The sequence below is a fragment of the Castellaniella sp. GW247-6E4 genome (assembly GCF_040276065.1).
Lineage (GTDB): Bacteria > Pseudomonadota > Gammaproteobacteria > Burkholderiales > Burkholderiaceae_B > Castellaniella.
The window spans coordinates 598,281-621,917 of sequence record NZ_JBELOI010000001.1 but is presented as its reverse complement, the minus strand read 5'-3'; the positions used below and the strand labels follow the sequence as shown (position 1 = coordinate 621,917).

Sequence of the window (23,637 nt, the reverse complement as noted above, 5' to 3'; positions counted from 1 at the left end):
GGTCTCCGAACGTGAAGAGGATCAAGCCACGGCGCGCAGAGCGGACGCGCGCCGCAGCGCAAAGACGTCCACGATCAGCGCGACGCTGCCATCGCCCAGGATGGTGGCCGCCGAAATACCCGGCACCTTGCGATAATTTGCCTCGAGATTCTTGACCACGACCTGGTGCTGGCCGATCAAGTGATCGACCATCAAGGCGAAACGCACATCCTCGGCCTGCAAGATGACCGCGATGGCACGCGTCAGGTTGGCCTCGGCGCCCTCGACGCCGAACACCTCGTGCAGCGCGACGACCGGCAGGTACTCGCCGCGCACGTGCAGCATCCGCTCGGTGTCCGAGATGTTGTGGATCTGGTCGGCGGTGGCCTGCATGGATTCGGTGACGTGGGACAGCGGCAGGATGAAGGTTTCCGCACCGACTCGAACGGACATCCCGTCGAGGATCGCGAGCGTGAGGGGCAGCACGATCCGCGTGGTGGTCCCCTCGCCGGCCCTGGACGAAAGCTGGACGTGCCCGCCCATGCCCTGGATATTGCGCCGCACCACATCCATGCCCACGCCTCGCCCGGAAATGTCGGTGACTTTCTCGGCCGTCGAGAACCCGGGCGCGAAAATCAACTGCCAGAGCTCCTCGTCGGGCGTGGACTCGGAGACCGGAAAGCCCTGGGTGATCGCCTTTTTGAGGATGCGCGCGCGGTCGAGGCCCGCGCCGTCGTCGATGACGTCGATGACGATCTGGCCGCCGTTGTGCTGCGCCGACAGGATCAAGGTGCCCTCGGGATCCTTGCCTTGGGCCTGGCGGACCTCGGGCATCTCGAAGCCATGGTCCAGGCTGTTGCGCACGAGGTGCGTCAGCGGGTCGATGATACGCTCGATCAGACTCTTGTCGAGTTCGGTCGCCTGGCCCTTGGTGACCAGGCGGATGCGTTTTCCCATGCGGGTGGCGTTCTCACGCACCACGCGCGGGAAGCGGCTGAAGACGTAGTCCATCGGCATCATGCGGATGGACATGACGGCCTCTTGCAAGTCGCGCGCGTTGCGCTCGAGCTGCTCGATACCGTTGAGCAGACGGTCATGTAGCACCGGATCCAGGGATTGCGAGGTCTGGACCAGCATGGCCTGGGTGATGACGAGTTCGCCCACCAAATTGATGATCTGGTCGACCTTTTCCACGCCGACGCGGATGGTGCCGGTTTCTTTGGGCTTGCCGGCCTTGCCGAGCCTGCCCGCCTTGTCGTCGCGAGCGGCCGGTGGCTCGGATGCGTCATCGGCGGCCCCGGCCGGCGCGGGTTCGGCCAGGGTGGCGGCTGCGGGACTGGCTGGGGGCCCCGCATCGAGGGCGGTCTCGATGGCGTGCGCGGCCTCGGCAAAGAGCGCGGCGGTCGCCTCGGGCCGCGACGCGGCGGCGCTGGGCAAGGCCTCGGGCCGCACCGAGACCTGATCGGCATCGACGACGAAGCAGCACACGGCCTCGAGGTCGCTGGCCGTCGCGGTGGTCTCGAGCCAGATCGACAAGGCCCCGTCCCGATGCTCCTCGTGCAGCACCTCGCCCATCAGCGCCATTTCGGCCGCGAGCGGCCCGATGTCCTTGTCCCGGATCCGGGCGACGTGGACCCGCAGTGGCAGGTCGGTACCGGACTCGGCGGCAGGCGGATCGGCGAGGGCCGGGTCCGGGGAGGTCGGACGGTCGGCAGGCGAGGACGGCGCCTGGATCGTGGCGGCCTCGCCCTGCTGCTCCAGCGCAAGCTGGCGCAGTTGCGCACAAATTCGCTCGTACGCGTCCTGGTCGGGTTTCCCGGATTCGCGATAGGCGGCAACTTGTTCGGTCAGCACGTCTTTGGTTTCCAGAAAGAGGTCGATCATGTCCTGACGCAGCGGCATCTCGCCGTGGCGGATCAGGTCCAATTGGTTCTCGAGCAGATGGGTGGTCTTGGCCAATTCCTCAAAACAGCCAAACGTGGCCGCTCCACCCTTGATCGAGTGCGCTGCTCGGAAAATGGCGTTGAGCTCGTCCACATCCGGCGCGCTCGGGTCCAGGCCGAGCAGGAGTTGCTCCATTTCGGCGAGCAATTCGTCGGCCTCGTCGAAGAACGTATCGAAGAACTCACTCAGATCCACACCAGCGCTCATGCTTTCGTCCTTAGCCGTGATTGGTGCGCGCCCTGGGCGCGGACGCCGGACCGCGAACCACGCCAGCGTCCACGGCCGCCCCCTGGGTGGGCCCTGTCGGACCGCCCAGGGGAGCCGACGGCCCTGGGGGCGCCGCCGGGACCGCCGGCGCCTCACCCGTCGCCCCGGCGGGAAACGGGGGTGGCGCGGAGTCCGTGGGCGCCTGCGGAGCTGCGTCCGCAGGCGCCGCCGGATCAGCCCCGGGGTCCGCCATGGGCGCGTCCGGCTCGAATGGCGTGCCCAGGCGCTCGCGAAGCTGAGTGGCGTCTCGCCCTGCGGCGTTCTGCTCGTCGATACGGCGTTCCGCCTGGCGATTCAACACCAATATACTGATACGCCGGTTAACGGCTGCGAATGGATTTTCTTTAATGAGATTGACGGTATCGGCTAGGCCGAGAATGCGCTTGATCTTGTTCTCGACGAGGCCGCCGGCCACAAGCTCGCGGCGCGCGGCGTTCGCGCGATCGGCGGAAAGCTCCCAATTGCTGTACTGCCGGTCGCCGGCCGCGTAGCGCATGGCGTCCGTATGCCCCGAAACCGTGATCGAATTGGGCAACCGGCTCACCGCAGGGGCGAGTTCGCGCAAAATGTCGCGCATATAAGTCTGCACGATGGCGCTGCCGGTGGCGAACATCGGCCGGTTCTGCTGATCCAGGATCTGGATGCGCAGGCCGTCCGGAGTCATGTCCAGCAGGAGCTGAGGCCGGAACTGCTGCAGGACCGGATTGTGCTCGATCAGGTTCTCGAGCTCGCGCTGCAGGTTCTCGAGGCGCATGGCGTCCTCCTGGTCCTCGTCGCCATCGCTCTGGTGCGAGGCCGGCAGCGGAAAGGTGTTGGGCACGATGCTGGGCTGGCCCCCGGGAATCACCGACTCGCTGGTGTCGATGTTGGGGCCACCCGAGATCGCCGTCATGAGCGGCATGCGGAAATACTCGGCGATGATCTTGAGATCGCGCGTCGGCACCAGCATCAACAGCCACATGACCAGAAAGAAAGCCATCATCGCCGTCATGAAGTCGGCGTAGGCGATCTTCCAGCTGCCGCCATGGCTGGACTCGCCGTACACGCGCTTGCGTCTGACGACGATCCGGCCCGAGTCGAGCTTGGCCATTCCGCGGCCCTAGCGAGCCGCCTGGCTCTTGGCCTGGCGCACGTGTGACTCGAGTTCGGTGAACGAGGGCCGCACCGACGAGAACAGGACCTTGCGCCCGAACTCGATCGCCAGGGGCGGTGGATAGCCGTTCATGCTGGCCAGCAATGTGACCTTGATGCACTCGAGCACCTTGATCGAAGCCACCGACTGGCGTTCGACCGCGGAGGCGAACGGCGCGACGAATCCATAGGACAGCAGGATGCCGAGGAACGTGCCCACCATCGCCTTGGAAATCAAGTCGGCCAGAACGACCGGGGGCTGATCGACCGCCGCCAGCGCCTTGACCACCCCGAGCACGGCGGCGACGATACCGAAGGCCGGCAAGGCGTCGGCCACGGCGCGCACGGCATTGACCGGGTTGTGATGCTCGCTGTGCAGGGCCTCGATCTCCTGGTCCATCAAGGTTTCGATCTCAAAGGAGTTCATGTTGCCGCTGATCATGATGCGCAGGTAGTCCGTGAGGAACTCCATGAGCTTGGCATCGCGCAGCACGCGGGGGTATTGGGAAAAGATGGGGCTGGAGCCCGGATCCTCGATGTCGGACTCGATCGCCATGAGGCCATCGCGCCGCGCCTTGTTCAGCAGGGTGTACAGCAGCGCCATGAGCTCCATATACAGGGATTTCCCGTAGGGATTGCGGCGCACGGCCCTGGGGATGGCATGCAGCAGCAGCCTCACCGAGGCGCCGTTGCTGGCGGCAATGTAGGCGCCCAGGGCGGAGCCGCCGATCAGGACGAACTCGAACGGCTGATACAAGGCGCCGAGATGTCCGCCCATGGCGATGTAGCTGATGAGCACCGCGCCAAGAACGATCGCATAGCCAAAGATGATAAACACTTGCGCGCCCTGAAATCCAAATACCGACAATCATCGCCCGAGCGACGCCCATCAAAAGCGTCATTCAATAGGGGTTTTTGTCGTCAAATCCCTGCACCGCGATGCGCGCCGCCCCCGCGGCCGGTCACATGGCCTCGGCAGCCTTGCGGCGCGCCCGGGTCTTGCCGGCGCGCGGCGGCGGCTTGCAGATCGCGCAGATGAACCCGTTTTGAGGATCGTGTGCATGCGCCACGAAAGTGCCCGTGCACTGTCCGCAGGGTGTCAGTTGCAGCAGGCCGCTGTCGAAGAACCGCACCAACATCCAGGCGCGGGTGAAGCTGAGCACGGGTTCGCCGGACGCGTCCCCGGGCAGGACGCCAGCGTGGGCTTGCTCGAGGTAGAGCCTATAGGCCTCGACCAGGGCGTGGGATTTCTTGGCCGGCGTATACCGATCCATGAACTGGTAGATGCCATAGAACATGCTGGAGTGGATGTTTGGCAGCCAGGTCGTGAACCAGTCGACGGAGAACGGCAGCATGCCTTTGGGCGGGGAGGCTTTTTTGACCTCGCGATAGAGTCTTGCCAGACGATCGTAGCTCAGCGAGGTCTCGGCCTGGAGCACCTGCAGACGCGCGCCAAGACGGATCATCTCGGTGGCGAGGCGTATTTCGCTCGCCTCCCGGGCGACGCTTTTCGTGGACATGAGGAATATGGTCGAAGGGTCAGTGGTCAGGCGGGCGAGGTATCCCGCTGCGACAGCAGAATGGTGGAATGCGCCTGCTGCAGCACCCCGCCCAGCACCTCATGCGTCAGCGACGAGAGCAGTTGACCATCGTTCAGGCGGAACCCGCAGATCACCGAATTGGAGCCCGCCAGCCGCACGAGTTGGGCCGGCGAGAGCTTAAGGATGGTTTCCGCCACATCGGCGTCGAAGCCCAGGCGGAACATGCCGGCGGCCAGGTTTTCCCTCAACAGGCGCTGGGCCAGCATCAGATATGAAAGATTGACTTCCCGGATGTCGTTCAAGAGCGCGGAATCTAGGTTTGGCATGGATTTCCTTCGGGGATCATGGCCTGCGGAGAAGGCTCGGACGATGACTATGAAATACCGGACAGCCTGTGTTTACAGATTCAAAATGTCATATTTAAATTAATCTATTAATTTGGAAATGACATCTAAAAGACACTTTCATGCATTTTTTACATAACATTGCCAAGTATAGTGCCAAATTACCCAAAAATCACAGATACTTTCCTCGCGCCCATGGTCTTTGTGTAACAAATAATTATTAAAGCAACAAAAACATGTTGCAAATACATTCCGCAATCAGAGGCTTAGCGGCCATGCGAGCCGCGCACCAGGCCCCTGCTCCCTGGGGAAAACGTAAATCGGCATAGAATGGGCCTTCCGGCATCCCGGCCGCTTCGGCCACGCCAGACGCCCCGCGGAAACCGCCATGCTCAAGAACATCATCCTGGTCCTCGCGATCTTCGTCGTCATCCTGCTGGCCCTGAGCTTCGGTGAAACGGCATTCCACGAGGTCTTTGCCTGGATCTCCGCCCTGACGGGCGTCCTGGTGCGCAATTTCGGCGAGCTGTTCGATGCCGTCGCCTACTATCTGCATCTGCACACCGGCAAGGTCCTGCTGGCCCTGCTGCTGACGATTCCGATCAGTTTCTGGGTGCTGCGCTCGCGCCGGGATGTCCTGGCCGTGTCGTCCACGCAGCGCAAGATCGCCATCGTCCTGGCCCTGTTCCTGGGCTGGCTGGGCGCACACCGCTTCTACCTCGGGCAAGTCGGCTGGGGACTGGGCTATCTGCTCATCTGGTACTGGTTCACCCCGCTGGCCGTGGTCCTGGGCCTGATCGACGCGATCCGCTACCTGTTCATGGACGAGGAGGCCTTCGCAGCCTCGCGCCAGCCCTGAGGCGCGCATGACACGCGCCCGCGAGCCATCCGCCGCATGCGGTTCCTGATTCTGCCCGCCGCCTCGTCCAGCGACGGTCGCGCCGACGAGGACTTGATTCCACAGGCGGCGGCGCTGGGGCCCGTGGCCAGGATCTGGGAAGCGCCCCGGGGGCTGGTCGTGCCGCGCACCTATGCGTCCCTACCCGGCTTCGACCACGTCCGCGAGGCCTTTGCCCGCGAAGGCTGGCCAATCGCGGTCCGGCAATCGGGCGGCGGGGTGGTGCCGCAGGGCCCCGGAATCCTGAACCTCAGCCTCGCGTTGCCCCTCCGGGGCCGGCCTCTCGACCACTCAGAGGCGCTGTATCGCTTGATCTGCGCCATCATCCAAGCCGCCCTGACCCCACTGGGCATCGACGCACGCGCCCAGGCCGTCGAGGGTTCATTCTGCGATGGGCGATTCAATCTGGCCGTCGGCGAGCCGGCCCGCAAGATCGCGGGCACGGCCCAGGTCTGGCGCCGCATCCCCGACGGGCCGCGCGACCTGCATGCGGGACTGGTGCACGGGCTGATCCTCGCCCGAATCGATCCAACCGCGCTGACCGGCCAAGCCAACCGGCTCGAGTCGGCGCTCGGCTCGAGCCGGCGCTATCTGCCGGAACGCATTGCCTCCTTGGACACGCTGGGGCCCAGCCCGCGATCCGGCCTGTTCAAAGCCTTGAAATCGGGGCTGGCGGATGCACTGCGCTCGGCCTGGCCCGACCTCACCACGGATCGCTGAGCAGCCCGGGCTGCGGCGCATCGCCGCGCAAGTACACCAGCGCACGCGGCAGGTCGGGCTGTGTGCCGTCCTCGCCGAGGCGATCGAGCACCCCCATGCGCCGCAGCTTGCCGGCTACGCGCGCGTTCGCGCCACACAACACCAGGCGCACGCCGCGCTCCGCGAGTTCGGTGGCCAACTCGTCCAGCGCCTGCAGGGCCGTGGCGTCGGCAAAGGGGACGCGCTCGAGCCGCAGCACCAGCGCCTCGGCGCGCGAACCCTCCAGGGCAAGGCGCAGACGCTCGACCGCGGCAAAGAACAACGGGCCACTGACCTCGCGCACCTCGACGCCGGGCGGCAAACCCTCGAAGCCTCCGGCGCCCAGTTCACGGCGCAGGAGGTCCTCGCCTTGCGCCACGACATCGACGCTATCAGCCATGCGGCGCAGAAAATGCAACACCGCCAGCACAATGCCGATATTCACCGCCACCACTAGGTCGGCGAACACCGTCAGGAAAAATGTCACCAACAGGATGACGACATCGGCGCGCGGCGCGCGACGCGCGAGCCGGATGAAGCGCGGCGCCTCGCTCATGTTCCAGGCGACGACGAACAACACCGCCGACAAGGTCGCCAGCGGGATGTGGCGGGCCAGCGGCGCCAGCAACAGCAAAACGAGCACCAGCGTCACCGCATGGACAATGCCCGCCAGCGGACTATTGCCGCCGCTGCGGATGTTGGTGGCGGTCCGGGCGATCGCGCCCGTGGCGGCGATGCCGCCGAACAGCGGTGAGAGAATGTTGGCCAGCCCCTGCCCCATGAGCTCGGCATTGGAATCGTGACGCGTGCCCGCCATGCTGTCGGCAACCACAGCCGACAGCAGGGATTCGATGGCACCGAGCATGGCGATCGCAAAGGCCGGCCCGATCAGGCTGAGCAGCCGGTCGAGCGACCATTGCGGCCAGGTGAACTCCGGCAGGCCGCGCGGAATGTCGCCAAAGGCGCTGCCGATGGTGGCGACCTGGGGAAACTGGAAAACCCCCTGAATCAGAGTGGCGGCCACCAAAGCGAGCAGCGGCCCGGGGATGCGGCGCAGAGCGCGGACCCGCAGCGGCAGGATCACCAGGGCGAGCGAGCCGATCCCGAACAAGGTCGTGAGCGGGTCGAACTGCGGAAAGGCCTGGACGAGGTGCCAGATTTTTTCATGAAAGTAGCGCCCGGGCGCGGCGGGCAGGCCGAAGAAATCCTGCCACTGTCCCACCCAGATAATGACGCCGATGCCCGCGGTGAAGCCGATGATCACCGGCATCGGAATGTAGCGAATCACCGCACCCATCCGGGCCAGCCCGAAGCCGCAGAGCATCAGGCCCGCCATCAGAGTGGCAAGCTGCAGGCCATCGACGCCGTGATCGGCCACGATGCCCGAGAGGATGACGATGAACGCCCCGGTGGGCCCGGCAATCTGGATGCGGCTACCGCCGCACACGGATACCACCAGCCCCGCGATGATGGCCGTGTACAGGCCCTGCTCGGGCTTGACTCCCGAGGCAATGGCGAAGGCCATCGCCAGCGGCAGGGCAACCACGCCGACGATGACCCCGGCCACGATATTGGGCAGCCAGTAACGCGGGGCCAACAGGCCGGCCCGCCGAGCCTCAAGCAAAGCGAACATAAATCACCCATGAAAGGCCGCCTATTATATCGTTGAACCCTGGGCCAAGGCGGGCGCGGAGCCGGGCTTGCGGGCCGTCTTGGCGGCGCCCTACAATCGCTACGTTACACGAGCGTCGCTAGGGGTGCCGCACACGCGGCTGAGACAGTCCCTTCGAACCTGATTGAGATCATCCTCGCGCAGGAAAGCGGCTAGCCTCGGCCGCCCTGCGGTCAGCGCCTTTTTCCTGTGCTCACGACCAAAGGCGCAGCATGGCTTCTTCCTCCCCATCCCCCTCCCCCGCCAACCAGGCCTTGGCCCCGCTGCCCGACGCACAGCGCGTCTTCGGCTGGCGGGACCACACGGCTTTGTGGTTCAGCCTGGGCGTGGGCCTGCTCGTCATGCAGGTCGGCGCCTATCTCGTCCCCGCCCTGGGCGTGCGCGACGCGCTCGCGGCGGTGATCATCGGCTCGATCCTGGGCGCGGGGCTACTGGCCTGGGTGGCCCGCCTGGGCTGCGACAGCGGCCTGTCCAGCGCCGGCCTGATACATGCCGTCTATGGCAGCCGCTTCGCGCGCCTGCCGGTATTCCTGAACATCATCCAACTGCTCGGCTGGGCTACGTTCGAGCTGGTCGTCATGCGCGACGGCACGATCGCGATCGGCCGCCAAGCCTTCGGCCTGGAGCTCGGCCTCGTGCTCCCGACCCTGTTCTGGGGCTTGGTGGTCACGGCCCTGCTGTGCGGCTCCATGATCACGCTGGTGCGCCGCTTCGTCAGCCGCTACGGGCTGCCGCTGGTGATCGCCTCGCTGGTCTGGCTGACCTTCCAATTCCTGATGAAGCTCGACGCCGAGGGCTTGCGCGCCGCCTGGCTGCGGCCCGGCGCCGGCGGCCTGGGGGTGTTCGGCGCCCTGGACCTGGTGATCGCCATGCCCGTCTCGTGGCTACCGTTGGTGGCCGACTACGCCCGCCACGGACGCAGCGGCCGCGCCGCGTTCGCCGGCACCTGGCTGGGCTACACCGTGGCGAACATCTGGTGCTATGCGCTGGGCGTGCTGGTGATCACGGCGGCCGGCACCGACACCGACATGATCGGCGCCCTGCTGCTGGCGCAGGGCGGGCTCATGGCCCTGGGCCTGATCCTGGTGGACGAACTGGACAACACCTACGGCGACCTGTATTCGGGTTCGATCTCCGCCCACAGCATCACGCCGCGCCTGAGCGTGCGCGGCTGGGGCGTGGCGCTCGCAGCCCTCTCGATCGTCCTGGCCATGGTCTTGCCGATGCACAGCCTGGAGCCCTTCCTACTGACGCTGAGCTCGGTTTTCGTGCCACTGTTCGGCACCATCCTGGGACGCCTGGGGCTGACGACGGGGCCCATCGCCGTATCGGGCCGCGGCCTGCACGTGGGCCCGGCCCTGATCTGGGTGCTGGGCATCCTGTGCTATCACGCCCTGGCGCAATGGGCGCCGCAGTACGGCAGCGCCCTGCCAACGCTGGCGCTGACGTTCATCCTGGGCGCCCTGAGCGTGCGCGGTGCCGGACGACGCCCCCTGGCGGCCTGAGATTCCATCGGACGGTCCGAAGCCCTTATCATGCAGGCATCCACAATCCCCACGGAGACCAGGCCATGAGCAATCCTTTCATGCGGGCAGCCATCGAGGAGGCGCGCAAGGGCCTGGCCGAGGGCGGTATTCCCATCGGCTCGGTGATCGAGCACCGCGGACGCATCATCGGCCGGGGCCACAACCGGCGGGTGCAGAAAAACAGCGCCATTCTGCACGGCGAGATGGACGCGCTCGAAAACGCCGGCCGCCAGCCGGCCAGCGTCTACCGCGAGGCGGTGCTCTACACCACGCTGTCGCCCTGCGCCATGTGCAGCGGCACAATCCTGCTGTACGGCATTCCCCGGGTCATCATCGGCGAGAACCAGACCTTCATGGGCGAGGAAGACCTGCTGCGCTCGCGCGGGGTTGAGCTCGAGGTCCTGCAGGATCCGGAATGCCTCGAGCTGATGCGCCGCTTCATCGCCGAGAACCCCAGTCTCTGGAACGAGGACATCGGGGTCTGAAGGCCGCGGAACGCACAGCACGCGCTGTCGGGCGCGTGCTGTGCTGGAAAGTGTTGGCCGGCGCTGAACGTCCGTGCCGGACGCTCAGCGCGGCGGGACGGACCGCCTAGGCCCGTTGCGGTGCCAGCTCGGTGCCGGGGGCCGACGGCGCGGCCTCGCGGTCGAGCAGTGCGGTCACGACCTGCCACATCACGCCCAACCCCCCGACGATGAACACCACGTCGCCGAAGGTCCGCGCCCAGCGCAGGGTCTGCAGGATGTCCTGCTGCATGAAGGTCTCGCCGCGAGCCCACCAGGTGCCGACGCTGTAGCTGGCGTGGAACTGCATCAGGCCGATGGGCAGCAGGCTCATGACGATCATCAGGACCAGGCCAACGTTCATGCCCCAGAACGCGGTCTTCATGAGGCTTTCGTTGAACTGCATGTTCGGCCGCAGGTAACGCAGCACGAACAGGGTGAAGCCCAGGGCCAGGAAGCCATACACGCCGAACAGGGCCGCGTGCGCATGCACCGCCGTGGTGTTCAGACCCTGGATGTAGTAGAGCGCGATCGGCGGGTTGACCATGAAGCCGAAGACTCCGGCACCCAGCATGTTCCAGAAGGCCACCGCGACGAAGAAGGTCAGCGGCCAGCGCAGGCTTTCCATCCATGGCGCGCGCTCCTTCAGGCGCCAGTTTTCCCAGGCTTCGTAGCCCAGCACGACCAGGGGCACGACCTCCAGGGCGCTGAACGAGGCGGCAATGGCCATGATCGGGGTGGTGGTACCCGAGAAGTACATGTGGTGCAGGGTGCCCGGTGTGCCGCCCAGCATGAACAGCACGGCCGCGGTCAGGCTGGCGATGGTGGCGCCGCGCTTGGACACCAGGCCCATGGTCGAGAAGATGAACGCCAGCGCCGTGGTGGCGAACACCTCGAAAAAGCCCTCGACCCACAGGTGGACCACCCACCAGCGCCAGTATTCCATGACGGAGATGTGGGTCTTCTCGCCATAGGCCAGGCCGGCGCCGTAGAACAGGCCGATGCAGATGACTGACGCACTGAACAGCGCCAGCAGGTTCTTGTCGCCCTTTTGTTTAAAGGCGGGCACGATGCCGCGCAGCATCAGGAACAGCCAGAACAGGATGCCCAGGAACTTGCCGATCTGCCACAGGCGGCCGAGCTCGACATACTCATAGCCCTGATGGCCAAGCCAGAAATTCCATTCGGCCGGGATCAGGTGGGCAATGGCGGCGAAGTTGCCGGTGAATGACCCCACCACCACCAGAATCAGCGCCCAGAACAGGACGTCCACGCCGAGCTTCTGGTGCTTGGGGTCTTTGCCACCGTTGAGAATCGGCACCACGAACAATCCCACCGCCAGAAAGCCGGTGGCGATCCAGAACAGGGCCGCCTGGATGTGCCAGGTGCGCACCAGGGAATACGGCAGCCATTCGGATACGTTGATGCCGTAGAAGGTCTGGCCCTCGACCGTATAGTGTGCGGTAAAGCCGCCGATGAAGATCTGCGAGACGAACAGCGCCACCACCAGGAACAGGTACTTGCCCAGAGCGCGCTGCGAGGCCGTCAATGGAATCTGCAGCACCGGATCGCGGGCCGGCGCAGGTCCGTCATCGTGCTCCCCACGCGTGAATGCCCAGCCCCAGACCAGCAGACCCACGCCCGCAATCAGGATGACCACGCTCATGAGAGACCAGATGATGTTCTCGGCCGTGGGCACGTTGTCGATCAAGGGCTCATGCGGCCAATTGTTGGTGTAGCTGGCCTCGGTCCCCGGCCGGTCGGTCGAGGCCGCCCAGGCGGTCCAGAAGAAAAAGTTCGCAAGGCGGGCGCGGGCTTCTGGCGACGGCAGCGTGCCTTCCTTCATGGCGAAGCTTTTGCGCGACTTGCGCAGGGAGGCGTCGTCACCGAACAGCTTGTCGTAATACACGGCCGTCTGGGCGATGGCCTGGGCGCGCCGATCGGACACCGTGACGGCGCCCGTGGCGGCATCATAGGTGTTCTTGCGGTATTCGTCCTTGAGACGGTGCTGCAGCACCGCCTGGGCATCGCCGTTCAGTTGGGCAAAGTTCACCCCGAACTGGTCCTGCGCGGCCAGATCCAGCCAGGCCAGCAATTCGCGGTGCAGCCAGTCGGCGGTCCAGTCCGGAGCCTGGTAGGCGCCGTGTCCCCAGATCGAGCCGACCGTCATCCCGCCCGCCGACTGCCAGGCGCTCTGGCCGTCCAGAATCTGCCCCTCGGTCATCACGACATGGCCGGAGGCCGTCGCAACCTGGGTCGGGATGGGAGGCGCCTGATTGTAGACTTCCTTGCCCATCCATCCCAGGATGCCGAATGTCACCAAAAGAACGCCGATCAGCGTCCACCACAACTTTTTATACTCACCCATTCTGCGCTCCTTCTGCAGCTATCAGGCATTCTCGACATGGCGCCGGATGACGCCACCTGATCACTTCGATAAAGTATTAAGCAATCGATGTGCCAAGTGTTAACCCTTAGACAGACACTGATCTATATCAAATTGGGTATTTACAACCCTTTCTAAAATGGTATAAATAACCATTTAAGTGTCTTTTATACCTTCATGGAAAATCAACTGCTGACCGATCTGGCCGAGGACCTGCCCGACGGCGTGCGGCTGCAGCGCGCGGCGCAGACCATCCGCAATGCCTTCTCTTGCGACGCCGTGGGCCTGCTGGCACTGGACGGCGGGGACACGCTGCGCCTGGTCGCAGCCGCGGGCCTGGCGCACGAGGCCCTGGGGCGGCGCTTTCTGGTGGCCCAGCACCCCCGCTTCGCCACCATCCTGTCGCGGCGCGACCCAACCTGGTTCGACTTGGACAGCGTGTTGCCGGACCCCTACGACGGCCTGCTGGATGACCGCAAGGGATCTCCGCTGCCGGTGCACGACTGCATGGGCATGACGCTCTACGAGGAAGAGCGGCCATGGGGAATCATGACGCTGGATGCGCTGACCACGGGCGCCTTCGACGAGACGGCGCGTGCGCGGTTGCGGCGCCTGGGCCTGATCCTGCAGGCCGCTGTGCGCCTGACCGGCCTCGAACGCGAAAACCGCCGGCTACGCCAACTGGGCAGCAGCCAGCACGGCATCGAACGCATCGGCGAGGACACCGAGATTCTCGGGCATAGCGAGGCCATCCAGTCCCTGCTGCGCGAACTGGACCTCGTGGCCGATTCCGACCTGCCCATCCTTCTGCTGGGCGAAACGGGCGTGGGCAAGGAACTGTTCGCGCGCCGGCTGCACCGCCGGTCACGCCGCAGCCAAAAGCCCATGATTCACGTCAATTGCGCCGCGCTGCCCGAATCGCTGGCCGAGAGCGAGCTCTTCGGCCACGTGAAAGGCGCATTCTCCGGCGCGACCAGCGACCGCCCAGGGCGTTTCGAGGCCGCCCAGGGCGGCACCCTGTTTCTCGATGAGGTGGGCGAGTTGCCCCTGGGCCTGCAGGCCAAGCTGCTGCGGGCGCTGCAGAATGGCGAAATCCAGCGCCTGGGCACCGACGACGTGATCAAGACCGACGTGCGCATCATCGCCGCCACCAATCGAGACCTGAAGGCCAACACCCTCGCAGGGAACTTCCGCGCCGACCTGTATCATCGCCTGTCCGTCTACCCGGTGCCCATCCCGCCCCTGCGCGAGCGTGAACGCGACACCCTCATCCTGGCGGGCCATTTCCTTGAATTCAACCGGGCGCGCCTGGGCCTGCGCGGGGTGCGCCTGTCCTACGGCGCCGAGCGCGCGCTGCTGCACTACCCATGGCCCGGCAATGTGCGCGAACTCGAGCACGTCATCAGCCGCGCCGCCCTCAAGATGCTCAGCCGCGGCGCCTCACGCGATCAGGTGATGACGATCGGCCCCGAACTGCTGGACCTCGACGCGCCCGAGGTGCCGGCGGCCGAGGACCACTACGAAGGCCTGCACCGCACCCAGGCGGGAGCCTCCCGCCCCTCGGAGGCATCGTCCGAAGGCGAGGATCTCTATGACACCGAGCCATTCTACGGCCCCGGCATGCAGACCGCGCCCGATCTCGCCAGCCCCTCGGGCACGCGGCAAGAGGCGCAGGCGATCCGCGCCCTGCGCGAGAGCGTCGAGTCTTGCCAGCGGACAGCCATCCAGCATGCCCTGGCTGCGACCAACTACAACTGGGCCCAGGCGGCGCGCGCGCTGCAGCTCGATCCCAGCAACCTGCACAAGCTCGCCCACCGGCTGGGCCTCAAGGCTCGGCGCGCGCGCGCATGAAACCATCCGGCGTTTTGTCCATCCAACCCAAAGGCCGTCAACGCCGCGAAAAAGCCGCACGTTCTCACCCTCCGGCACCGGCAGGCCCTAAAATGCCGACGATCCATTACGGCACGCCAACTCTCAATAAGGACAAAGACTCGCCATGGACTGGAACAAGGTCTTGATCGAAAGCGGCTTGTGGCTGCTCAAAGCCTACGTCATCACCCTCTTCGCAACGGCCACCGCCGCCTGGTGCGTGATCCGGCTCACGCGCTGGGGGCGGCAGTTCTGGCTGCTGAGCAAGGACTATTTCTCGCCGCGCCGAAGCTGGCGGCCGCTCGCCGGCCTCGCGCTGATCCTGCTGCTGACGCTCGCGGCCGTGCGCCTGGATGTGCTGTTCTCGAACTGGTACAACACCATGTACACGGCCCTGCAGCAGCTCGACGAATCGGGATTCTGGCTCGCAATGCTGTTGTTCGCGCTGTTGGCGGCCGTGCACGTCGTCCGTTCGCTGTTCGATTTCTACGTGCAGCAGGCCTTTGTCATCCACTGGCGCACCTGGTTGAACGAAACCCTGCTCGCGCGCTGGATGGACCGCCAGGCCTACTACCGGGGCCAGCCGCTCAGCCACTTGGCCGACAACCCCGATCAGCGTATCCAGCAAGACATCACGACCTTTGCGCAGGATTCGATGACCCTGGCCGTCGGGGTGATCAACGCCGTCGTCTCGACCATCGCCTTCACCCTGATCCTGTGGACGCTGTCGGGCCCCATGACCGTGCTCGGCATCGAGGTCCCGCGCGGCATGGTGTTCCTGGTGTTCATCTACGTCTTTCTCGCCACGCTGCTGGCGATCCGCATCGGCCGTCCGCTGATCCGCCTGAACTTCCTGAACGAAAAATTCAACGCCGACTACCGCTATGCGCTGGTGCGCGTGCGCGAATACGCCGAGAGCATCGCCTTCTATCGCGGCGAGCGCGTCGAGGGCAGCGCGCTGCGGCGCTGGTTCGCCCAGGTGATCGCCAATGCCTGGGCCATCATCTATCGGTCCCTGAAGTTCCTGGGCTTTAACTTCGTCGTGACCCAGACGGCCGTCGTGTTTCCCTTCATCATCCAGGCGGCACGCTTCTTTTCCAAACAGATCAGCCTGGGCGACCTGATCCAGACGGCCCAGGCCTTCGGACGCCTGCAGGACAATCTGTCGTTCTTCCGGAACGCGTACGACAATTTCGCCACCTACCGCGCCACCCTGGACCGTCTGACCGGTTTCAACGACGTGATCGACGCGGCGCACGCGCTGTCGCTGCCGCCCGCCCGAGAGGACGGGGAGCGCCTGGCCCTGCACGGCGTCACCCTGCGCACGCCGGATGGCCGCCTGCTGCTCAAGGACCTCGACCTCGAGGTTGCGCCGGCCCAGCCCCTGCTGATCCGCGGCCCCTCGGGATCGGGCAAGACCACGCTGCTGCGCATGATCGCCGGCATCTGGCCCTACGGCGAGGGCGAGGTCGTGCGTCCGGCGGAATCGGCGCTGTTCCTGGCCCAGAAGCCCTACTTGCCCCTGGGCTCGCTGCGCGACGCCCTGCACTACCCCAACCCCGTCCTCGAACAGGCCGACGAGGCAACCCGCGCGCGCGATCGCGAGGTCCTGCGCCGGGTGCAGCTCGGCCATCTCGAGGCACGCCTCGACGATGTCGACGACTGGGGCCGCATTCTGTCGCTGGGCGAACAGCAGCGGCTCGCCTTCGGACGCCTGCTGCTCGCCCGGCCCAGCGCCGCCTTCCTCGACGAAGCCACCTCGGCCATGGACGAGGGCCTGGAGGACGCCATGTACCGGCTGGTGCGCGAGGAACTGCCGGGCACGCGACTGGTCAGCGTCGGCCACCGCAGCACGCTGCAGCGCCACCACGGCGCCCAGCTCACGTTGGCGGGCGGCGCCGAGGGGGGCTGGGCGCTGGCGCCGATCGCCTGAGCCTCGGTCCCGGGCGGCGCGGGCCGCCGCCCGAGCCTGTTAAGATCGCCCCAACAGGCTCGCCGAGCCGCCCCAACGCATCCTCAAAGAAACCGCCATGGATTATTACTACCTCATCAAACACCTGCACGTGACGGCCGTCGGCCTGAGCATCACGCTGTTCCTGATCCGCGCCTACTGGTCGATCGTCGAGTCGAGCCTGCTGCAGGCGCGCCTCGTGCGCATCCTGCCGCACATCGTGGACACCGTGCTGCTGGTCTGTGGCGTCATCCTGGCAGCCATGATCGGGCCCAACCAGCCCTGGATCCTGACCAAGATCGTGCTGCTGCTCGTCTACATCGGCGTGGGCACCATCGCCATCAAACGCGGCAAGACCCGCCGCACGCGCGCCATCGCCGCGCTCATCTCGGTCGCCGTGTTCGTCTACATCGTGGGTGTGGCGATCCACCACGACTCGGCCTCGTGGTTCGCCTAGCGTCGCGCCCCGCTCGACGGCACACGCCACGGGTCGGCCGGTACGGGCCTACAGCATGCCCATCAGGGCCTGCATCCCGAGACTGCTGAGCGCCACCGCGACCCACGTTCCCAAGCCCAGCAGCAAGGGCCGCAACCCCGCGGCGGCCATGCGGCGCAGATCCGAGGACAGCCCGATCGCGGTCAGGGCCATGACGATCAGGAACTGCGAGGCGTGGTGCAGGGGCTCCTGCAGCACCGCGGGCACCCAGCCCAGCGTGTGCACCGCCGAGGCGGCCAAGAACCATACAATGAACCAGGGGAAGATCCGCCGCAGCGACACGCGCGCCGCGCCACGCCGTGCGTGCCAAGCCATCCAGCCCGCGATGACCAGGCAGACCGGAATGATCAGGGTTGCGCGGGTGAGCTTCACGATGGTCGCGACATCGCCGGCCGCCACGCTATAGCTGTAGCCGGCCGCCACCACCGACGAGGTGTCGTTGATGGCCGTTCCCGCCCAGAGCCCGAAACCCGCATCGCTCAGCCCCAGGACATGGCCCAGAAAAGGGAACAGCAGCACCGCGACGACGTTGAACAGAAAGATCGTGGACACCGCCAGCGCCGTGTCATGCCCATCGGACTGAATGATGGGCGCCGTGGCTGCGATCGCAGACCCGCCGCAGATCGCGGTGCCCACGCCGATCAGCGTGCACAGGCGCCCCGTCAAGCCCAGCCAGCGGCCCAGCACCCAGGCGGCGAGAAAGGCCGTCGACAGCGTGACCAGGGTGACCGCGAGCGAGGCGCCGCCCGTATCGACCACCTGGCCCAGGCTGAGGCTGAAACCCAGGCCGATGATGGACCATTGCAGGACCTGGCGCGAGCCGTAGGCGACACCCGGCGCGTACACCGGCGAGACGCCGATCACGTTGCGCCACGCCATCCCCAGCAAAATGCCCAGGACCGGACCGCCGATCAGCGGCAGCCACACACCGAGGCGCCAGGCCAACAGCCCCAGGGCCGCCGACAGGGCCAGACCATGCAGGCGCGAAGGCGAGCGGCCATGCCCATCGGCGCCAATCTCCCGGGTCTGCATGGCGGAGGGCACGGCTTGCGGAACAGCGGAAATAGGAGGCATGCGGGAACGGACTCGAAATGTGTTTATGATTTCCCGTTATTTTAGAAAGAGACGCCCCATCAATAAATTCAACAATTATTAATCATCATATAAAATACATTGATGTCTAAACCCGAGGACTGAACCCCATGCTCGGCATCAGCCTGCGCCAGATCGAGGTCTTTGCCACCATCGCCGCCACCGGCAGCGTGCGCGGCGCGGCCGAGCAACTGCACCTGACACAGCCAGCCATCAGCATGGCCCTGGCCGAGCTCGAGCGTCAGCTCGGCGCCCCCGTGTTCGACCGCGAACGAGGCCGCCTCAGGCTCAATGCCCGCGGCCGCGAGCAACTGCCCCAGGCGCGGGAAATCCTCGAGCGCCTGCGCGACATGCAGCGCCGCAACCCCGCGCAAGCGGGCGAGCTCAACGGCGAGCTGCGGATCGGCGCCAGTAATACCGTCGGCAATTACCTGGTCGGGGAACTTTTGGGGCCATTCGTTGCCCGATATCCCATGGTTTCCCTGCTGCTCGACGTGGGCAATACCCGCAGCATCACCCAAAAGCTGCTCGATCACGAGGCCGACCTGGCCTGTGTCGAGGGCCCAGTCAATCATCCCCGCCTCGAAACCCTGCCCTGGCGCTCGGATGCGCTGGTGGTCTGCGCCGCGCCCTCGCACCCGCTGGCCGCCCGGGTCAGGCTGCGCCCCGAGGATTTCGCGGGCGCGCGCTGGATACTGCGCGAGCGCGGATCGGCCACCCGCAACCAGACCGAGCAGGCCCTGAGCCGGCTACCGCCCGGCCGGATCCTGCTCGAACTGGGCCAGATCGAGGCCATCAAACAGGCCGTCATGGCCGGACTGGGGATTGCCTGCCTGCCGTACGCGGCGACACTGGACGCCGTGGCCACTGGACGCCTGCGTGTGCTGCGCACCCCATTCCTCGCGCTCGAGCGCCGCCTGTCCATCGTGCTGCACCGCGGCCGTTACCGAGGCGCGCTAATCGACGCTTTTCTACAAACCCTCACGGAGCCCCCCGATGCCCAGCCGCAGATCCGCCCCAGCCCCCCAGCAGGCCAGCCTGCTATGCAAGGCCTGCAAAGCCTATGAAACGACCGCACTCGTGCTGCAGGGCGGTGGCGCACTGGGCGCGTACCAGGCGGGCGTCTACGAGGGCCTGCACGAAGCCGGCATCGAGCTCACCTACCTCGCCGGCATTTCGATCGGCGCGCTGAACCTCGCAATCCTGGCGGGCAATCCGCCCGAGCGGCGCATCGAGCGGCTGCGGGAATTCTGGGGCACGATCTGCCAGCCTTATGGTGGCCTGCCCACCAATCCCCTGCTCGAAGCCAGCCTGTTCCAGATCAATGACATGGCGCGCCAGGTCATGGGCAATCTGCACGCCGGCAGCGCACTGCTGGTCGGGCAGAAAGGATTTTTCCGGCCCCGTTTTCCGCCCGCCGTGTTGACGCCGCTGACAGACCCCGGCAACGTGGGCTATTACGACACCCGCCCCCTGAGGGACACGCTCGAGCGCCTGTGCGACTTCGACCGCATCAACGACGGCGGAATCCACGTCTCGGTGGGCGCGGTGAACGTGCGCACAGGCAACTTCGCGTATTTCGACAACCAGCGCACGCGCCTGCGGCCCGAACACTTCATGGCCTCGGGGGCGCTGCCACCGGCCTTCCCGGCCATCGAGATCGATGGGGAATACTATTGGGACGGCGGGCTGGTTTCGAATACGCCTCTGACCGAGGTGCTGACCGAAAGGCCCGAGCGCGACACCCTCGTGTTCCAGGTTGATCTATGGAGCGCGCGCGGCTCGGCGCCGCGCAACATCGGGGACGTCGGCGACCGCATCCAGGACATCCGCTATTCCAGCCGCACGCGCGCGGTCACCGAACAAATGCGCGCATACCGCAAGATGCAGCGGGCGCTGCGCGACGTGCTCGACAAGGTGCCCGCCAAAATCCGCGACCAGGACGCCGCCTGCCGCCGGGCCGAATCGCTTGCCGGCCACAAACGCTACAACATCATCCACCTGATCTATCGGGACAAGGACTACGAGCAGCACCACCGGGACTACCAGTTCGGCCTGGCCACGATGCGCGAGCACTGGGAAACGGGCCTGCAGGACATCCGCAACACCCTGGCCCACGACGAGTACCTGGCCATGCCGGACAATACGGCCGGCTTCGTCACGCACGACGTGCACCGTGACGAGATCGAGCAGGCCATGCGCAGCTCCCACACCACGAGCACCAACGGCGACCGGCCCTGACGGCGAACCGTTCGACGCGGCGCAGCGGCTAGCGCCGGCCGAGCACGACCGCGCTGACGGCCACGAACACCGTGCCGCCGACCTGTATGGTGGTGATCGGCTCGCCCAGGAACACATAGGCCAGGAACAGTATCGAGACCGGGCCGATCAGGCCGAGCTGGGCCGCCAGAGGTGCGCCGATGCGCGCCACCGCCCACATGACCATGAAGGTCGGCAGGACAGTGTGGAACACCGCATGAATCAGCGAGAGCCGATAGACCGGCCAGGGCACCATCAGGCCGTCCCACCCCCTGACGAGAAAAAAATGCGCCATGGTCACCACCGCGGAAACCGACATGGCATAGGCCGTCAGGCGCGTGGCGGTGACGCGCTCGACCATTTCCCCCGAGCCGATCAGATACAAGGCATAGGAGATCGCGGCACCCAGCACGCACAGGGACCCGATCACGACACCATCGCCGCTGATTGACAGATCCCCCCAGAACACCAGGGCCACGCCGAAATAGGCCAGACCCATGGCGACCCATTGGCGCCGCGCGATCGGACGCTTGAGGAAGCAGGCGGAAATCAGCAGGACGAAGGTGGGCGCAAGGAACAGGATCAGGCGCTCGAGTCCGGCCGAAATGTATTCCAGGCCAATGAAATCCAGGAAACTCGACAGGTAGTACCCGATGACTCCCAGAAAGACGATCCGCAAGCCGTCGCGCCGATCCAGCCGGGCGATGCGGCCCAGGCGCGCGCGCCGTGCCTGGGCCCAGGCGATCGCAAGAAAGAACGGCAGCGACAACATCATGCGAAAGCCGATGACATCCAGGGCCTGGACGCCGTACCGATAGGTCAGCTTGGCCACAATCGCCTTTGCGGAGAACAGGACCGAGCCTAATGCCGCCAGCGCAAAGCCCGTCCAGAACATCCGCGCCGTCGGAGGTTTCAAGATATACTTGCCTAGTCAGATACTGATCGTTTAATATTCTAGCATGTCATCCAAACGCGATACGCCTCCGTTCGTTCCGGCCGAGCGCGCGTCGGGCGCCTGCCAATACTACCAGGCTTGCCCCAGCGCCCTCAGCCGGGACAACAATCTCGGCCTGCTGATCAAGCAGGTCCACAGCCTGCTGCATCGCGTGATCGACCACAAGGCGGCGCCTCTGGGCCTGACCGCCATTCAGTGGCGCCCCTTGATGCTGATCCACCACCAGGGCATCGACACCCCGGCGGGCCTTGCCCGCGCCATGCAGGCGGACACCGGAGCCATCACGCGCACGCTCGATCGCCTTGAATCCAAAGGGTTTCTCAGGCGAGAGCCCTATCCCGAGGATCGGCGCGTCGTCAAAATCGTGCTCACCGAAGAAGGCCGAACGGTCGTCGACCAGATCCTGCCGGCTATCGCGGACACTCTGAACCTGCACCTCGAAGGATTTTCCAACGACGAGATTCAGATGCTGTTCGGCCTGCTGCGTCGCATGATCGACAACGGCGAGCGCTACCTGCGCCACGCCTCGGCCCCCGCCACGCCGCCCGGAGCCTGAGCGCACAAAATCCCCCACTGAAAAACACCATCGGTCTTTCGCTCGCTATATAATTGCCTAGTCAGATACAGACCAATCAACAATATTCAGCTTATTGTCAGCATGAAGCCCCTTGCCCCCCTCTTCCTCGCCCTGGCCCTATCGGCCTGCGCCCCCATGGACCCGGGCGCGCCGGCGGTCCAGCCCCTGGATGGCGCCGGCATCGGCCTGCGGGACAGCACCGCGGTCCAATGGCCCACCCACCAATGGTGGCAACGCTATCAGGACCCGCAACTCGACGGCCTGATCGAACGCGCCCTGGCCGACAGCCCGACGCTGGACAGCGCCGCCGCCCGCGTGCGCATGGCCAATGCGGCGGTGCGCAATGCCCGCGCCCTGCAATGGCCGCAGGCCGACGCCCGCTACCGCATGACGCGCCAGCACTACAGCGAGAACTATATCTACCCTCCGCCATTGGGCGGATCGATGGACACGGACAATAGCCTGACGCTGCAGGTCGATTTCGATCTTGATCTGTGGGGCCGGCAACGTGCCCTGACTGCTGCGGCCCAGTCCAACGCGCTCGCCGCGCAGGCCGAGCAGCAACAATCGCGCACCCTGCTGGTTTCGACGGTCGCCCAGAGCTATTTCCAATTGCAGGACGCCCTCGCACAGTCGACCGCGCTCGAGGCCATCGTCGGCAAGCAGCAGACTGCGCTCGACATCACGCGCGACCGTTATACCCATGGGCTCAGCACCCAGGTGGATGTGGACCAGGCCCGTTCGGCCGTCTCTGCCGCCCACGTGCAACTGGCGCAGGCACGCAACAATGCCGAGCTCCTGCGCCACCAGCTCGCGGCGCTCACGGGCACGGGGCCGGATCGATTGCCCGCCCTCGCGCCACGCGAAGGCGCAGCCCTGCCCCAGGGCGTACCCGAGAGCATGCCGATGGCCCTGCTCGGCCGGCGCGCCGACGTGGTCGCCGCGCGCCTGCAGGCCGAGGCGGCCGGCGCCGAGATCTCGGCGGCAAAGGCTGAATTCTTTCCCGACATCAATCTGTCGGCATTCGCCGGATTCATGTCCCTGGGCATGGACCAGCTCCTGCGCGGCGATAGCCGCAGCTACGGCGCCGGCCCCGCCATCACGCTGCCGATCTTCCACGCTGGCGCGCTGAACGCCCGACTGGAAGGCCGCCGCGCCGCCCGCGACCTGGCGATTGCGCAATACAACCAAACCGTGCTCGGCGCGGTGCGCGAGGTCGCCGACGCCAGCGCCTCGATCCGCTCCCTGCGCGAACAGATCCGCTATCAGGAGGCCAGCCTCGCAGCCAGCACCTCCGCCTATGACATTGCGCTCAAGCGCTACCAGGCGGGCCTGGGCGATTTCGTGCAAGTCCTGCTCGCGCAAAGCGACGCTCTCACGCAATCGGTCCACACCGCCGACCTGCGCGCGCGCGCCTACATCCTGGACGCCCAGCTCGCCACCGCCCTGGGCGGCGGCTACCAGGCCGAGCCACCCTCCCCCGCCCACTGATCCTCGACACCCTTCCCA

At 65.9% G+C, this 23,637-nt stretch carries 19 protein-coding genes, 1 pseudogene and 1 riboswitch; of the genes and pseudogenes, 11 read left to right on the top strand and 9 right to left on the bottom strand.

Annotated features, from left to right (window positions below; all coding sequences use genetic code 11):
- Positions 1-21: 21 nt before the first annotated feature.
- The 5 genes and pseudogenes from cheA to flhD all read right to left on the bottom strand — a co-directional run bounded on the left by cheA (position 22) and on the right by flhD (position 5,188).
- Positions 22-2,130 carry a chemotaxis protein CheA gene (cheA, locus tag ABS761_RS02900; protein WP_350406538.1) on the bottom strand — a complete coding sequence of 703 codons (2,109 nt, stop codon included), beginning with the start codon at positions 2,128-2,130 and terminating at the stop codon, positions 22-24.
- 223 nt (positions 2,131-2,353) lie between these two features.
- A pseudogene (gene motB / locus ABS761_RS02895) lies at positions 2,354-3,280 on the bottom strand (flagellar motor protein MotB); the annotation flags it as partial.
- Between the two features lie 9 nt (positions 3,281-3,289).
- Positions 3,290-4,159 carry a flagellar motor stator protein MotA gene (gene motA, locus ABS761_RS02890; protein WP_350406537.1) on the bottom strand — a complete coding sequence of 290 codons (870 nt, stop codon included), beginning with the start codon at positions 4,157-4,159 and terminating at the stop codon, positions 3,290-3,292.
- A gap of 124 nt (positions 4,160-4,283) precedes the next feature.
- Positions 4,284-4,841 carry a flagellar transcriptional regulator FlhC gene (flhC, locus tag ABS761_RS02885; RefSeq protein WP_350406536.1) on the bottom strand — a complete coding sequence of 186 codons (558 nt, stop codon included), beginning with the start codon at positions 4,839-4,841 and terminating at the stop codon, positions 4,284-4,286.
- Positions 4,842-4,867: 26 nt separating this feature from the next.
- Positions 4,868-5,188 carry a flagellar transcriptional regulator FlhD gene (gene flhD / locus ABS761_RS02880; RefSeq protein ID WP_350406535.1) on the bottom strand — a complete coding sequence of 107 codons (321 nt, stop codon included), beginning with the start codon at positions 5,186-5,188 and terminating at the stop codon, positions 4,868-4,870.
- Between the two features lie 406 nt (positions 5,189-5,594).
- Here flhD and ABS761_RS02875 point away from each other — a divergent pair, with 406 nt between their 5' ends.
- Together ABS761_RS02875 and ABS761_RS02870 are read left to right on the top strand one after the other, a co-directional pair.
- The gene (locus ABS761_RS02875) at positions 5,595-6,065 is read left to right on the top strand and encodes a TM2 domain-containing protein (RefSeq protein ID WP_350406534.1); all 471 of its coding nucleotides are present in this window, start codon (positions 5,595-5,597) and stop codon (positions 6,063-6,065) included.
- Between the two features lie 36 nt (positions 6,066-6,101).
- Entirely contained in the window at positions 6,102-6,824 is a 723-nt protein-coding gene (locus ABS761_RS02870) for a lipoyl protein ligase domain-containing protein (protein WP_350406533.1), read from the top strand.
- On the opposite strand, the gene ABS761_RS02865 is transcribed toward ABS761_RS02870, so the two are convergent.
- Complete coding sequence (locus tag ABS761_RS02865; protein ID WP_350406532.1) at positions 6,808-8,475, bottom strand: SulP family inorganic anion transporter; 1,668 nt, start codon at positions 8,473-8,475, stop codon at positions 6,808-6,810. The two genes, ABS761_RS02870 and ABS761_RS02865, sit on opposite strands and share 17 nt — an antisense overlap.
- Before the next feature lie 110 nt (positions 8,476-8,585).
- A riboswitch (TPP riboswitch) is annotated at positions 8,586-8,678 on the top strand.
- Positions 8,679-8,726: 48 nt separating this feature from the next.
- Here ABS761_RS02865 and ABS761_RS02860 point away from each other — a divergent pair.
- Both ABS761_RS02860 and ABS761_RS02855 read left to right on the top strand, forming a co-directional pair.
- Positions 8,727-10,019: a purine-cytosine permease family protein gene (locus tag ABS761_RS02860; RefSeq protein WP_350406531.1), complete on the top strand. Its 1,293-nt coding sequence runs from the start codon at positions 8,727-8,729 to the stop codon at positions 10,017-10,019.
- A gap of 65 nt (positions 10,020-10,084) precedes the next feature.
- Positions 10,085-10,525: a nucleoside deaminase gene (locus tag ABS761_RS02855; RefSeq protein WP_350406530.1), complete on the top strand. Its 441-nt coding sequence runs from the start codon at positions 10,085-10,087 to the stop codon at positions 10,523-10,525.
- A gap of 106 nt (positions 10,526-10,631) precedes the next feature.
- Here the strand turns inward: ABS761_RS02855 and ABS761_RS02850 are convergent, their stop codons facing one another.
- Positions 10,632-12,911 carry a nitric-oxide reductase large subunit gene (locus ABS761_RS02850; RefSeq protein ID WP_350406528.1) on the bottom strand — a complete coding sequence of 760 codons (2,280 nt, stop codon included), beginning with the start codon at positions 12,909-12,911 and terminating at the stop codon, positions 10,632-10,634.
- A gap of 195 nt (positions 12,912-13,106) precedes the next feature.
- Between ABS761_RS02850 and norR the strand changes: the two genes are divergently transcribed.
- The 3 genes from norR (at position 13,107) to ABS761_RS02835 (ending at position 17,206) form a co-directional block, all read left to right on the top strand.
- On the top strand, positions 13,107-14,780 hold the full coding sequence (gene norR / locus ABS761_RS02845; protein ID WP_350406526.1) for a nitric oxide reductase transcriptional regulator NorR: 1,674 nt from the start codon (positions 13,107-13,109) through the stop codon (positions 14,778-14,780).
- 145 nt (positions 14,781-14,925) lie between these two features.
- A complete protein-coding gene (locus ABS761_RS02840) occupies positions 14,926-16,731 on the top strand; it encodes an ABC transporter ATP-binding protein/permease (protein ID WP_350406525.1) in 1,806 nt (601 codons plus the stop codon).
- Between the two features lie 97 nt (positions 16,732-16,828).
- Entirely contained in the window at positions 16,829-17,206 is a 378-nt protein-coding gene (locus ABS761_RS02835) for a SirB2 family protein (protein WP_350406523.1), read from the top strand.
- 48 nt (positions 17,207-17,254) lie between these two features.
- Here ABS761_RS02835 and ABS761_RS02830 read toward each other — a convergent pair whose 3' ends face one another.
- Positions 17,255-18,319, bottom strand: a complete 1,065-nt coding sequence (locus tag ABS761_RS02830) for a YeiH family protein (protein ID WP_350406522.1) — start codon at positions 18,317-18,319, stop codon at positions 17,255-17,257.
- Between the two features lie 128 nt (positions 18,320-18,447).
- Between ABS761_RS02830 and ABS761_RS02825 the strand changes: the two genes are divergently transcribed.
- The gene (locus ABS761_RS02825; protein ID WP_350406521.1) at positions 18,448-19,404 is read left to right on the top strand and encodes a LysR substrate-binding domain-containing protein; all 957 of its coding nucleotides are present in this window, start codon (positions 18,448-18,450) and stop codon (positions 19,402-19,404) included.
- Positions 19,334-20,578: a DUF3734 domain-containing protein gene (locus tag ABS761_RS02820; RefSeq protein ID WP_350406520.1), complete on the top strand. Its 1,245-nt coding sequence runs from the start codon at positions 19,334-19,336 to the stop codon at positions 20,576-20,578. Before ABS761_RS02825 ends, ABS761_RS02820 begins: the two co-directional genes overlap by 71 nt.
- Positions 20,579-20,606: 28 nt before the next feature.
- On the opposite strand, the gene ABS761_RS02815 is transcribed toward ABS761_RS02820, so the two are convergent.
- Positions 20,607-21,491, bottom strand: a complete 885-nt coding sequence (locus ABS761_RS02815; protein WP_502881373.1) for a DMT family transporter — start codon at positions 21,489-21,491, stop codon at positions 20,607-20,609.
- 64 nt (positions 21,492-21,555) lie between these two features.
- Between ABS761_RS02815 and ABS761_RS02810 the strand changes: the two genes are divergently transcribed.
- Both ABS761_RS02810 and ABS761_RS02805 read left to right on the top strand, forming a co-directional pair.
- Complete coding sequence (locus tag ABS761_RS02810; RefSeq protein ID WP_350406518.1) at positions 21,556-22,107, top strand: MarR family winged helix-turn-helix transcriptional regulator; 552 nt, start codon at positions 21,556-21,558, stop codon at positions 22,105-22,107.
- 102 nt (positions 22,108-22,209) lie between these two features.
- Positions 22,210-23,619 (top strand): efflux transporter outer membrane subunit, encoded by a 1,410-nt coding sequence (locus tag ABS761_RS02805; RefSeq protein ID WP_350406517.1) that lies wholly within the window; start codon positions 22,210-22,212, stop codon positions 23,617-23,619.
- Positions 23,620-23,637 lie beyond the last annotated feature (18 nt).

What these genes read in the sequence shown, in the direction of transcription:
- ABS761_RS02810 (WP_350406518.1), top strand. Translation starts at nt 21,556, where the DNA reads ATGTCATCCAAACGCGATACGCCTCCGTTCGTTCCGGCCGAGCGCGCG.
- ABS761_RS02870 (WP_350406533.1), top strand. Translation starts at nt 6,102, where the DNA reads ATGCGGTTCCTGATTCTGCCCGCCGCCTCGTCCAGCGACGGTCGCGCC.
- ABS761_RS02865 (WP_350406532.1), bottom strand. Translation starts at nt 8,475, where the DNA reads ATGTTCGCTTTGCTTGAGGCTCGGCGGGCCGGCCTGTTGGCCCCGCGT.
- ABS761_RS02820 (WP_350406520.1), top strand. Translation starts at nt 19,334, where the DNA reads ATGCCCAGCCGCAGATCCGCCCCAGCCCCCCAGCAGGCCAGCCTGCTA.
- ABS761_RS02875 (WP_350406534.1), top strand. Translation starts at nt 5,595, where the DNA reads ATGCTCAAGAACATCATCCTGGTCCTCGCGATCTTCGTCGTCATCCTG.
- ABS761_RS02835 (WP_350406523.1), top strand. Translation starts at nt 16,829, where the DNA reads ATGGATTATTACTACCTCATCAAACACCTGCACGTGACGGCCGTCGGC.
- flhC (WP_350406536.1), bottom strand. Translation starts at nt 4,841, where the DNA reads ATGTCCACGAAAAGCGTCGCCCGGGAGGCGAGCGAAATACGCCTCGCC.
- norR (WP_350406526.1), top strand. Translation starts at nt 13,107, where the DNA reads ATGGAAAATCAACTGCTGACCGATCTGGCCGAGGACCTGCCCGACGGC.
- flhD (WP_350406535.1), bottom strand. Translation starts at nt 5,188, where the DNA reads ATGCCAAACCTAGATTCCGCGCTCTTGAACGACATCCGGGAAGTCAAT.
- ABS761_RS02840 (WP_350406525.1), top strand. Translation starts at nt 14,926, where the DNA reads ATGGACTGGAACAAGGTCTTGATCGAAAGCGGCTTGTGGCTGCTCAAA.
- ABS761_RS02830 (WP_350406522.1), bottom strand. Translation starts at nt 18,319, where the DNA reads ATGCCTCCTATTTCCGCTGTTCCGCAAGCCGTGCCCTCCGCCATGCAG.
- ABS761_RS02855 (WP_350406530.1), top strand. Translation starts at nt 10,085, where the DNA reads ATGAGCAATCCTTTCATGCGGGCAGCCATCGAGGAGGCGCGCAAGGGC.
- ABS761_RS02805 (WP_350406517.1), top strand. Translation starts at nt 22,210, where the DNA reads ATGAAGCCCCTTGCCCCCCTCTTCCTCGCCCTGGCCCTATCGGCCTGC.
- ABS761_RS02815 (WP_502881373.1), bottom strand. Translation starts at nt 21,491, where the DNA reads ATGTTCTGGACGGGCTTTGCGCTGGCGGCATTAGGCTCGGTCCTGTTC.
- ABS761_RS02825 (WP_350406521.1), top strand. Translation starts at nt 18,448, where the DNA reads ATGCTCGGCATCAGCCTGCGCCAGATCGAGGTCTTTGCCACCATCGCC.
- ABS761_RS02850 (WP_350406528.1), bottom strand. Translation starts at nt 12,911, where the DNA reads ATGGGTGAGTATAAAAAGTTGTGGTGGACGCTGATCGGCGTTCTTTTG.
- ABS761_RS02860 (WP_350406531.1), top strand. Translation starts at nt 8,727, where the DNA reads ATGGCTTCTTCCTCCCCATCCCCCTCCCCCGCCAACCAGGCCTTGGCC.
- cheA (WP_350406538.1), bottom strand. Translation starts at nt 2,130, where the DNA reads ATGAGCGCTGGTGTGGATCTGAGTGAGTTCTTCGATACGTTCTTCGAC.